7 protein-coding genes are annotated in these 9,869 nt (G+C 45.1%); 3 read left to right on the plus strand and 4 right to left on the minus strand.

The window, feature by feature from the left end:
- Window positions 1-35: 35 nt before the first annotated feature.
- The 3 genes from AC06MN_RS01425 to AC06MN_RS01435 are packed head-to-tail and all read right to left on the minus strand — an operon-like array spanning window position 36 to window position 2,717.
- Complete coding sequence (locus AC06MN_RS01425; RefSeq protein WP_475670572.1) at window positions 36-866, minus strand: T9SS type A sorting domain-containing protein; 831 nt, start codon at window positions 864-866, stop codon at window positions 36-38.
- 26 nt (window positions 867-892) lie between these two features.
- Window positions 893-2,077 (minus strand): family 16 glycosylhydrolase, encoded by a 1,185-nt coding sequence (locus AC06MN_RS01430; RefSeq protein WP_475670573.1) that lies wholly within the window; start codon window positions 2,075-2,077, stop codon window positions 893-895.
- A gap of 7 nt (window positions 2,078-2,084) precedes the next feature.
- Window positions 2,085-2,717 (minus strand): tail fiber domain-containing protein, encoded by a 633-nt coding sequence (locus AC06MN_RS01435; protein ID WP_475670574.1) that lies wholly within the window; start codon window positions 2,715-2,717, stop codon window positions 2,085-2,087.
- Window positions 2,718-2,812: 95 nt separating this feature from the next.
- Here AC06MN_RS01435 and AC06MN_RS01440 point away from each other — a divergent pair, with 95 nt between their 5' ends.
- A complete protein-coding gene (locus AC06MN_RS01440; protein WP_475670575.1) occupies window positions 2,813-4,441 on the plus strand; it encodes a YfcC family protein in 1,629 nt (542 codons plus the stop codon).
- Window positions 4,442-4,589: 148 nt separating this feature from the next.
- Here the strand turns inward: AC06MN_RS01440 and AC06MN_RS01445 are convergent, their stop codons facing one another.
- On the minus strand, window positions 4,590-5,972 hold the full coding sequence (locus AC06MN_RS01445; RefSeq protein ID WP_475670576.1) for a choice-of-anchor J domain-containing protein: 1,383 nt from the start codon (window positions 5,970-5,972) through the stop codon (window positions 4,590-4,592).
- A 448-nt stretch (window positions 5,973-6,420) separates the two neighbouring features.
- Between AC06MN_RS01445 and AC06MN_RS01450 the strand changes: the two genes are divergently transcribed.
- Window positions 6,421-7,938, plus strand: a complete 1,518-nt coding sequence (locus AC06MN_RS01450) for a tetratricopeptide repeat protein (RefSeq protein ID WP_475670577.1) — start codon at window positions 6,421-6,423, stop codon at window positions 7,936-7,938.
- A 224-nt stretch (window positions 7,939-8,162) separates the two neighbouring features.
- The gene (locus tag AC06MN_RS01455) at window positions 8,163-9,800 is read left to right on the plus strand and encodes a T9SS type A sorting domain-containing protein (RefSeq protein ID WP_475670578.1); all 1,638 of its coding nucleotides are present in this window, start codon (window positions 8,163-8,165) and stop codon (window positions 9,798-9,800) included.
- The last annotated feature ends 69 nt before the right edge of the window (window positions 9,801-9,869 follow it).

A 9,869-nucleotide genomic window follows, 5' to 3' on the forward strand; every position in this document is an offset into this window, starting at 1 on the left:
CAAATTTGAAGTCATGAAAAAGCGCAAAGTCCTGCTCATTCCTTCAGCACCTTCCGTACGCACTTTCTTCCTTTATCATCGGTGATGCGGACGAAGTAGATGCCTGCCGGTAGGCCGCTGATGTCGATTTGCAGTGTTTCTCCCTTTCCTTGCACTGTGGCCACACGCAACCCCAGTATGTTGAGCACCTCTGCTTGGCGCAAGTTCTCACCTTTTACGATAACAATGCCATAGGTTGGGTTGGGATGAATAGAGGCAAAGGGGTGTTTTGAGGTCTTCTCGTTTTCTCCGTTCCAATTATAGCTTGTTTGACCCGCACGAAGAGGATAATTCGGCTGAGTGCAATAGGCATAGTCAATAAAAGTACATATGCCATGGGGCCAGGGGACACGGTTACCAGAGGAGGATTTTTGGTCCTTCTCAGGTCCCGCATCCAAAGAGAACCTTATCCAGCCATAGCAAAACTCGCCATCACCGACTTGATTCCTAAAACCGATAATGATGGAGTCTCTGCTAAGACCTGGATGAAATGAAATTATCGGGTCGTAATCTGGATTCTCCGGTTCAGGATACCAATTTGAAACAAAGGCGATCGTGTCGCCGAGTTCCAATATTTGCCTTTCATACCACCAGTTGCCGTAAGTGTATGCAATAATATGCCATTCCTTGTACTCAGTCCAAGCTATAAAAAAGTCCCGAATAGAATCTTCATCAAAATCAAAAAATCTATGGTGATTAGGCCAGGGATCGTCCGCATGCATCTCTTTAGGGGTGATGTCATCATGGTATATAATCTCTCCATTCTGTGTCCAGCCGCGTGCTGTTGCAACTGTCAACATTGTGATTATCAATATTGTTCTTTTCATTGTAAATTGTTTTATTGGTTTTTATATTATTTAGATACCACATTATTCTGAAGAGGACATTCGTGAACCGAAAGAGTCATTTGTGAGCCAACAGGAATCTCAAATTCGCCATCTATCTGAATGAAATCGTTTGCCCGCATCGAAACATCTGTGTTTGAAGGCACTATCACGGAGCCGTTTAACGACCCAATTGTTATGGAATGCTTCATCTTGCGGTCATAGTTGGCAAATTGTGTTCCTGTTGTGATGTATTCATCTGTCTCGCAATCGGTCTTCAATTTATACACTTTCACATAATCTATGGTCATGACATCCGATCCCGACCAACCGTCAGGATGATTGGTGTTGTCAAGAGCATAATCTTTTAAATCATAGTTGATTTTAAGAGTTTTGGGGTACTGGGGAATATGCCTTATATCATTATATTCGGCCACTATGTTTCCGTCACAATACCATCTGACGTAATCAGGCATCCATTCACATCCATAGGTATGGTATTGTCTCAAATCAGGATCCGTTGTTAGGATGTGATGAAAATCCTCAAAAAATTTATGGGCTCCATCATTAGTTCCATCTTCAACATAGTTAGTTCCGTTGGGGTTGTGCCAAATCCCAAAACTATAGCCTCTTAGAGGGTCGCCGTCACAGCCGGAATGGGAAGTGTACTCAAGGATATCTATTTCCTCGTATGTATCTGGTCCGTTCCCAAAGAGCCAGAATGCAGGCCAAGAGCCATTGTGAATCGGCAATTTGCAGCGAATTTCAAAATACCCATATAAGAATTTGTCTATTGTATGAGTATAGTGATTGTAGTTGACATAATCAATGCTGCCTGTAAAGAAAAACAGATTTTCATTATTTGGATATCCAGGCCCTCCTTGGGAAAGCCACATCCATTGTGGTAGGTAATAATCGTTGTTCGTTATTTGGCTGTGATATTCTGAAACGAGTTCCATCACTTCATCGGTGTCGTTGAAATGACATTGTGTGAATTGATAAATCATAGGATTATCTTTGTTGGTCACACCATGTCCCGGATAAGCCCGCCAAAAGTCATCAGAACTCAGGAACGAATTGGTAATCCAAGTACGCGCAGGTGTGTCGAAATTCTCGATAACAACAAGTTCCCAAATCTCATTACCCAAATCAATCTGCGCCATCATGTTCAGATTTAACAATATCATGCCGAAAAGGTAGACAAACTTTTTCATGGCTACATCATTTTTTTATTCCAAGCAATCCGTTTTCTTCCAATGTCTTGCGAAGCAACTCTATTTCCTGCCGCTGTTCCTTCACGGCCTCAATGAGGAACACGGTCAAGGTCTCGTAATCTACATACATCAGCCCATTCTCGTCGGTGGTAACCGCTTCGGGTAGCACTTTTTCCACTTCCTGCGCAGTGACGCCGGCCTTTCTGCCTTCATCGCGTTTTGCCCCATCTTCGACGGGCGTGTACCAAACGCCCGTGATGCTGTCGAGCACCGCACCAGCATCGCGAATTGTTTCCGAGGATGACAGAAGGCTCGCATCGGCAGCCCTCCAACTACCGCGCTTGAAAATGTAGCCTTCGCCGGTGACGAAGAATCTGTGGTCGTACTTGTTGCCGGGATAGGTCACAATCCAGCATTTCCCTTTCACGGCATTGGGAGAGGCTACAGTTACCCATTTCCAGTCTTCAGTGCTTTGGTGATTGAAATGGACAGTCCCTGAAGGATAGACTTGTGTGCCTACATTCCAGCTGCCCGACAATGTGCCGAGGCTGATGTGGCCGTCGTTTTGGACTTTCATTTGCGCTTGTGCCGACAATGAAGCCAGCACAATAATCATCGTAAATAGTAATGGCTTTTTCATGTTATCATTGTTTTATTATTACGCTGCAAAGTTATATACAAAAACGATTATGTAACGAAAAAATCAATATTTTTGCATTAAATTTTGAAAAGTCGATGAAAAAACGCAAAGTACCACATACCTTCGTCATTGTTTTCTTCATCATTCTGATTGCTGCCGCTATGACTTGGATTATTCCGCCAGGAAAATATGTCGAGCAGCAAATGGGCGATGAGACGGTAATGCAGTTTTATTATGCCGACCAATTGCCCGAAAGCGGCGCTTCGACAGACTCAGCGACCGCTGAGTTCCATCATGAACCTCAGACTTGGCAAGTGTTTTCGGCATTATATAAAGGTTTTGTCAAGCAGAGCAACATCATCGTCTTCATCCTGATTATCGGCGGCGCGTTCTGGATTATGAACAAGAGCCGTGCCATCGACACGGGCATCTATGCCTTTTTGCGCTTCACCAAACGCTTGGAAAAGAGCATACTATTCCGAAAAATCGGAGTGAACAACATCATCATCGTACTGGTGATGATTCTTTTCAGTCTGTTCGGATCGGTGTTTGGCATGAGCGAGGAAACGATAGCTTTCACCTTGATAATCATTCCGTTGGCGGTTTCGATGGGCTACGACAGCATTGTCGGCGTGTGCATGGTTTATGTGGCGGCGCACATCGGTTTTTCGGGTGCCATGCTCAATCCGTTCACCATTGGCATCGCGCAAGGCATTGCCGATATTCCGCTTTTCACGGGCATTGGCTATCGTGTCGTCTGTTGGGCCATTTTGACTATCGTAGGCATTATTTTCGTGCTGATTTATGCCAATCGCATAAAGAAAAATCCCAAATCTTCCATCATGTATGACGACGATGCCTATTGGCGCAATTTGGGCAGCCAGAATGCAGAGGAAATCACTTACTACACCCCGAAAAAGGCTTGGTTCGTGTATGGTTTCATCGCCATCGTGCTGATTGTCTTTGCCGTTCTTCATCCAACTTCAACATTAAAAATCGGCAACAGTTCCACCACCTTGCGCCTATTGCCTATCGGTGCAGCCGTGTTTGCGTTTTTGGGTTTCTTTGCCTTGCGCAAGTCGGTGCATTATTTCATCCTGACCATGCTCTTCGGAACGGTTTATTATCTGATTGTCGGTGTGTTAGGCTACGACTGGTACATTATGGAAATCGCTTCGCTGTTCCTGTTTATGGGCGTTGCCAGCGGTCTTTCGATTGACAAGAGTGCGAGCGACATTGCCAGACTTTTTGTAGAAGGCATGGGCGACATTCTTTCGGCTGCTGTCATCGTTGGCTTGGCGGGCGGCATCGTCATCATTTTGCAAGACGGCGGCATCATCGACACCATTTTGTATGGCCTTTCGAAATCGATGCGCAACGCGGGACAAATCGTTTCCGTCGAAATCATGTATGGCATTCAGACACTGATTAATGTCGTCATTCCGTCAGGTTCGGCGAAAGCGGCCATCACCATGCCTATCATGGCACCTTTCAGCGATTTGATTGAGATTTCGCGCCAATCGACGGTGATGGCGTTCCAGTTTGGCGACGGCTTCACCAATATGATCACTCCGACTTCGGGCGTGCTGATTGCCACCCTCGGCGTGGCGCGCATTCCGTGGGAAAAGTGGGTGAAATTCATCTGGAAATTCATCCTCGTGCTGATTGTCATCGGCGCTCTGCTGCTGATTCCTACGGTAACGATGGAACTGGCAGGATTTTAGATTTATAGATGATTTAATTGAACCGCTGATTGCACAGATTACACAGAATTTGTTGACGCAAGCGTTTTGATTGTCACGTATTTATGAACTTTAGATTTCTCTTTAATCTAATCCAAATTTACTTTCTCTTGCCTTGGCGGATTTGTTTTCATTTCTTCACCACGCTCTGCATTGTTACTACACCTTGATTGTCGGTGAGTTTCAGGAAATAGACACCTGCCGAAAGATTGTTTAAATCGAGAACCGTTTCATGGCTTTGCAGCACGCGCTGGCCCATGCTGTTGAAAAGTTCCACACTCCGGAAGTCTTTCATTGCAATGTTCAGCACGCCCGTTGTCGGATTCGGGAACACTAAATCTTCAATTTCGTCTTCATTTTCCTCGACCGACAAGTTGCTTTGGTTGCAATTGCCGCCGCCATAAATCAAGTCATAGTCTTCATGATAGCACAGCAGCATTTCATCACTTCCCAACAAACCATCATATCTGAACACAACGCCACGCTCGCTTCCTATGCCTTCATCCCAGACATCAACGCCATAATCATAACAATAATCAGGTGACTGTCCGAAGTCGTAATTAAGCATATAAGTGGTTCGTTGTTCAAATATTAAATAATCTTCCCTAATAGCAGTTACTTTCAGGTATTCAGCATATTCACCATCATCATATATCGCCAAAGAATCGCCAATCTGTAAACCAAAATCATACAAGACAAATTCAGGGCTTTCTTGTCCTTGACGATAATACACCTTTCTATCCTCTTCCCTCATATAGCCGTATGTATGCACATTTCCGTTTCCCAAATGGTCGTATTGCACTTCGCGGTAGGTCAGGCCATCAATTTCGACTTCGTCTTCCAAAGTGAAAATATCGGTCCAATATTCGCCCCAGATAAAATTGGAATAAGTCCGCTTCACATTCCATTGCTGCATGATGTCAGTTCCTTTCACCAATGGCTCGTAGTCGAAAAGCCTGCTTGCCACGGTGATGTTGTCCAGGCAAAAATTCGGTCGGCCCGAAGCCCCGAAATGGCGGATGGCGACATACACCTCCTGACCACTATATGCGCTGAGGTCGATTTTCTGGAACCACCATTGTCCATGCGCTCTGCCGGGTTCGACATCCGCTTCGTAAATCATGGTGAAATCGGCGGGATTGGTGTTGCCCGTTGTCGAAACCGCCACGCCGAAATGGTCGTTGCCATCCACGATTTCGTTCATGGAAACGTAGAAGCAGATGGCAGGTGCATTATGCAAATGCAGTAGTGGCGAAACCAGATAATCGTCGGGCGTAAGATAACCCGCATTGAAATCGAACGACTTCGACATCATGCAATAGCCGCCCTGATAGCCCGAATTGTTACCATCCAAGTCCTTTGAATTGAGCCAGCAGAAGCCATCGCCATCCGCATCAATCGTGGTCCAGCCATCGGCATTTCCGTAATCAAACCAAAAGTATTCCGTTTCTGCATTCGCCATTCCGGCAAACGCAAGGCAAATAGCCCATGTCATCAGTATTTTTTTCATCATAACGTTAATTTTTATGTTTACGCGGCAAATTTAGCAAAAAATAATTGATTGTCAAGAAACACACATTTTTTTACAGATTGCCTAAAGAATCATCGCTTTTGATGGTTGTTTGGGTTGGGTTTCCTTTTAGTCAAGTAGTGGACAAGGCCGCACTTTCTTCGTGGTTTCCGCACACATTGTTCGGAGTTTCTTCGGTTATTCACCGAAGCATCACCGAAGAAACCCCGAAGAAACTCCATAGTTGTCGCGAAGGAAAAGGCTACTTGTTGCGGCTTTGGTCATGCTTCTGGCGAGCGTATTTTCATGGCCTCAATCCTTCGGTAGCCATTCGGTAGCCGTTCGGTAGTACTGACCTTCAAATCATGCGGCAGTTTTTTTGCTGATGGCTCATTTGCAGCAACTGATGTTTTAGAAAAGCATATCCACATTTTTCCCTATCTTTGCGGCAATGAAAAGGATTTTGCACACATGGCTTCTGATAGTACTTGTGATGGCAGGTTGCGCCAAACAGGAATGTGGCTTTTTGACTCCAACCAATAGCGAGGATAAAGAATACGCTCTGTTTCTCGATTCCTTGGAAGTCCTCATAAGCGACTATAAATGTTACAACATTGAGGACTCTGTCCTTATGCCGGTTATGGCTTTTTACGAAGAAGACAGCACCCAGCGTCACCTGTGGATGCAGGCTCGCTGCAATTATCTTTCGGGATGCTTGCTGTACGACCAGAACCGAATGGAGCAATCTGCAGCTTGTCTCGTCAAGACCTTGAACCTCTTGGACACCTATTTTGATGCATCCAATGCCTCCGTTGGACGACTTTACAGCAAGACCTTTATAACCGCATCGCGTATTGCACACCTGTTTTCAGGGGAACATACCAGCGAACAATTGGCCAGGTTCGGTTTGGATTGTGCCACGACTGCTAACGATACGGCATGGATGCTCCGTAGTTATGCCAACCTCGGCTTGTTGTATGAACGCTTTGGCAAAGCGGGCGAAGGCGACACGGCTTTTCTTTATTGCCGCGAAGGTCTCTGCATGGCTAATGCACAGCGTTTTCCATTCGAGACTGCACTGTTGGAAAATTCCTTAGCCAATTGTTTGCGCCGCAGCAATGAATGTGACTCGGCACTCATTTATTTCCGGCAATGTGACACCTTGGTTGACAGCACCTATATTTTCCATTATCGGAATTGCATTGAGATGGCTTTCGTTTACTACAATTTGCAGGATTATGCTTCGGCTATAGCGGTTTTGGAAAGGGCTTTCAGTCCTGAAAGCCGCATATTTAAGATTCAGGCAGCTTTCGGTCTCGCCGATTGCTACGAGAAAATGAACGACACGCTGAAGGCTATGCCATATTACGCTATAGTGAAAGAAGGACAAGCGCAGCAGACGATAAGATCGAATCAAAACGGGGAGGCTATGGCAATGTTGAATGCTTATCTGAGAACCAAAATGGCGCCACAAAATGGGAATGTGTGGTTTTGGCGATTGATGGTCATTGGAATATTGGTCTTGGCAGTCATTATTGTGACGGCTTTCAAAAGGGGCAAAAAGGATAATGTTTCTTTTGCGCAAAGTTGGGCACAGTTTGAGCAGTCGGATGCTTTTGTGCGCATCCGCGAGCGATTGGCTGCTTATGGTGGAAAAATATCCTCAAAGAATGTAGATGATTTCCCCGATTTGGCATTGGGGCAAGCTGATTTTGTGGCTTTGAAAGATGCTACTGATGCCGCGTTTGGTGACTTTGCAACTCATTTGGCCAAGCAGTACCCCGAACTTAATCCTGCCGACCTCAACGCCTGCTGTCTTGCCTTGATGGGTTTGAGCCATGCCGAAATGGCCGTGTTGCAAGGCGTGAAGTACAACTCGTTTACCAATCGTATTTCGAAAATCAAGAAAATCCTTGGCACGGAAGAGAACCTTTCGGACTACTTAAAGAACATGTTGAAAAAGGACTAATGGCTGCAAAAAACCGATTGTCCTGAGATTTTTCGCAAAGTTTTCCATTCGTATTCCTTATTCCGTCAAATCATGCGGTTTTTAGGGAAAATGTGTCGCTTGTGAGGCTAAGAAGCTGTTTTTGCGAGCAAAACACGGAAAAATGTGTGTGAAATGTGTGTGTGATTTTCGCGTATCATATTGTGTTTTGCTTTATTTTTGCCATTGAACATTAAAAAAATACAATGAAAGCAAAAACACAATTACTACTTGCCTTCGCCCTTCTCTTCGGGGCCAAGGCTTTTGCGCAGGAATGGGAGTGGAGCTACAGCGAAGAATATACTAGTTCCGGTTATTTTGTGTCTTGTGAATTATCCAATGGAAAAATTATTGCCCAGGGTGGTTCAAATGAAAGAAATCTGTATGGAGGCGTTTCGTCATGTAATCCTATGCTGATGATGTTGGATTCAAATGGGACTGAGTTGGCTGTTTCCAAGTATCATAAGGATGGTTACTATGCCTATGAACCTTATGTCCTCGAAAATGGTTCGGGCGACGTGTATGCAATGATTGCCTATAACCCCGACCATGACACTTGCTCGATGAACTATTTCAAGAACTTTGAGCCAGTCACCGACCACTGCATTCTGGGACTATACAAACTCAACGACGACCTCTCCGTTGCCGAGAGCCATGAGGTGGAAATCCCCATCGACACATCGGAGTGGCGCAGCGAAGAAAACATTACGTTCCCGTACAATTGTGGACAAATACATCTTTACAGTGCCTTTGTTGATGACGACAGCAATATAGTAGGTGTCTACTCCAAAACTGTCACCGAAGATCGAATCACGCCTCATGATTACGATTCGACCGTGTTTTTCAGGATGGACTTCGACGGAAACCTACTGGACAGAGCCGCATATAGTGGCAATATGAGGTCGGGAAGCATGCCTATTTATATGTATCAACGCTATCACATTGTCAAGGCAGACAGCCTTTATCTGTATTATGGAATCCGTTGGGATGTCGTTGAAGAAAACCAGGATAACCTTATCTATCTGGATCATGATTTCAACATCGTTCGCAGTCGGTCGTTTAAGCATCCTGAACAAGTTCAGGCATTTGACAATCAGGATTTTACTTACCATAATATAGTCCGTTCCAATATGGGAACGACGTTGTTGACAACTATGCTCAATGAACGTTTGGGCCACTATTGCTGCGCATTGTATGAATACAATGATAATGTCCAGAGTTATGGGAATAATACCCCGATTCTACGCTATGTTAAGAGGAAATCAGGAGGATATGATTTTGTACCCCAAGACTCTCATGTCATTCAACTTGATGACAACTCGCTGCTGTTTGTGTACACTTTGAACGTGGGAACGCATTGGAACGCGGACTCGAGGATTGTGATAGAACACCTATCTCCTGATTTTGAATCACTATCGACAATGTACTATGGGACATTTGAAGACAACCATTGTCAGTATGCGACAGGCATCGCGACTACGCAAGACGGCGGTATGCTTCTGACATCTTTAACACATTGTTTGTATGATAATAAAGCCATTAATGCCATCACAAAATTTCCCGACGAAGCCTTCTTAAGCATCGACGAAGCCCACGCCAACGGCCTTTCACTTGCCATCGCCTACCCGAACCCGGGCGGCAACGAGATGCACATCCGCACCACAGTTGAGAATGCCACCGTGGAGGTTTACGACATGAATGGCCGCCTTGTGGCGCAACAGCCTGTCACGGAAACCGAAACCGTACTGGATGCCACGGATTGGGCTGCGGGGACGTATATTTGGAAGGTGGTTTCTACCCAAACCACACGCGAAATTGAATCTGGAAAATGGGTGAAAAAATAAAAATGATAGAAAGAGACGTAGCACGCTACGGCTCTACAAACAAAATAATGACAATCAAATAATTGAATA

It is taken from the genome of Candidatus Limimorpha sp., assembly GCF_056203535.1.

Coding starts and splice junctions, on each gene's coding strand:
- AC06MN_RS01425 (WP_475670572.1), bottom strand. CDS start 866: ATGAAAAGAACAATATTGATAATCACAATGTTGACAGTTGCAACAGCA.
- AC06MN_RS01430 (WP_475670573.1), bottom strand. CDS start 2,077: ATGAAAAAGTTTGTCTACCTTTTCGGCATGATATTGTTAAATCTGAAC.
- AC06MN_RS01435 (WP_475670574.1), bottom strand. CDS start 2,717: ATGAAAAAGCCATTACTATTTACGATGATTATTGTGCTGGCTTCATTG.
- AC06MN_RS01450 (WP_475670577.1), top strand. CDS start 6,421: ATGAAAAGGATTTTGCACACATGGCTTCTGATAGTACTTGTGATGGCA.
- AC06MN_RS01445 (WP_475670576.1), bottom strand. CDS start 5,972: ATGATGAAAAAAATACTGATGACATGGGCTATTTGCCTTGCGTTTGCC.
- AC06MN_RS01455 (WP_475670578.1), top strand. CDS start 8,163: ATGAAAGCAAAAACACAATTACTACTTGCCTTCGCCCTTCTCTTCGGG.
- AC06MN_RS01440 (WP_475670575.1), top strand. CDS start 2,813: ATGAAAAAACGCAAAGTACCACATACCTTCGTCATTGTTTTCTTCATC.